This window comes from Vibrio sp. 1249-1, assembly GCF_033340495.1.
Genome location: NZ_JAWOWJ010000083.1, coordinates 1 through 1,226, shown reverse-complemented (window position 1 = coordinate 1,226; position 1,226 = coordinate 1). Strand labels below are relative to the sequence as shown.

General features: G+C 51.6%; 2 protein-coding genes. Both read left to right on the top strand.

Annotation, left to right across the window (positions count from 1 at the left end; all coding sequences use genetic code 11):
* On the top strand, positions 1-525 hold a 525-nt coding region (locus R7Z50_RS24410), incomplete at its 5' end, for a flagellar hook-basal body complex protein (protein WP_318149335.1).
* 12 nt (positions 526-537) lie between these two features.
* A partial coding sequence (locus tag R7Z50_RS24405) for a flagellar basal body rod protein FlgF (RefSeq protein ID WP_318149334.1) occupies positions 538-1,226 on the top strand: 689 nt, incomplete at its 3' end.

Genomic DNA, 1,226 nt, shown 5'->3' with positions numbered 1-1,226 from the left:
CCAGTAACGTTTGACAAAGACGGTTCGCTTTCTTCACCGACGGCTCCGTTTAATGTTTCATTCCCTGCGGCAGGTGCAAACGCGATGAGTGTCGACATTAACTTGAAGGGCAGCACGCAGTTCGGTGCGAAATTCGGCGTAAGTACTAACAGCCCGAACGGTTACACATCTGGAGAGCTTGCAGGTGTGCGCGTAGAAGACAACGGCATGGTTTACGCAACTTACACTAACGGTCAATCACAGCTTCAAGGCCAAGTGGTTCTGGCTGATTTTGCTAATACGCAAGGTCTAGCAAAAGTGAGCGGCACTGCTTGGACACAAAGCTTTAGCTCTGGTGCGCCGATCATGGGCGTTCCGGGTTCTGGCACGCTGGGTAACTTGACTCCAGGTGCATTAGAGGGCTCAAACGTCGACCTAACCAGTGAGCTTGTGGCACTGATGACAGCACAACGTAACTACCAAGCGAACGCAAAAACGATTTCGACCAGCGACAAGCTCACTCAAGCCTTGTTCAACGCGGTGTAATAGGAGTTCTGCATGGATAGCTTGTTATTTACAGCAACCTCCGGTGCAAGCCGAGTTCTTAAAGCGCAACACGTTCGTTCGAATAACTTGTCGAACGCGGATACCGCAGGTTTCCGTGCGGATATGGAACGTGTTCGTAGCGTGGAGTTACAAGGCCCGGGCTTTGATGGCCGAACCATGGTGGTCACAAACTCTGCATCAACGCGTTTTGATTCTGGCGACGTTGTGAAAACAGGTCGTGCGCTCGACGTTGCCGTCATGGGTGAAGGTTACCTTGCGGTAGAAACGCCAGCGGGTAATGAGGCTTACACGCGTGCCGGTAACATTCAAATCGATACCTTTGGCGCAATGTCTATCAACGGGTTCCCGGTTGTGGGTGAAAACGGTCCGTTGGTGGTGCCTGATTATCAAAAAATCGAAATCAGTGAGCGTGGCCTTGTCTCGGTTATTCCACCGGGCGGCGGTGCAGAAATCGCAGTCGGCACATTGAAACTGGTGAAGCCAGAAATCAATCAGCTGCAAAAAGAGAGCGACAGCTTGCTTCACAGTGTTGATGGTGTGCCATTCGCAGCGGATGAAACCGTGCAATTGGCACCAGAACACATCGAAGGCAGTAACGTATCGGCGATCGATGAGCTGATCGGCGTGATGTCGCTAACGCGTAACTTCGAGATGCAAGTACGCATGATGAAAACTGCAGA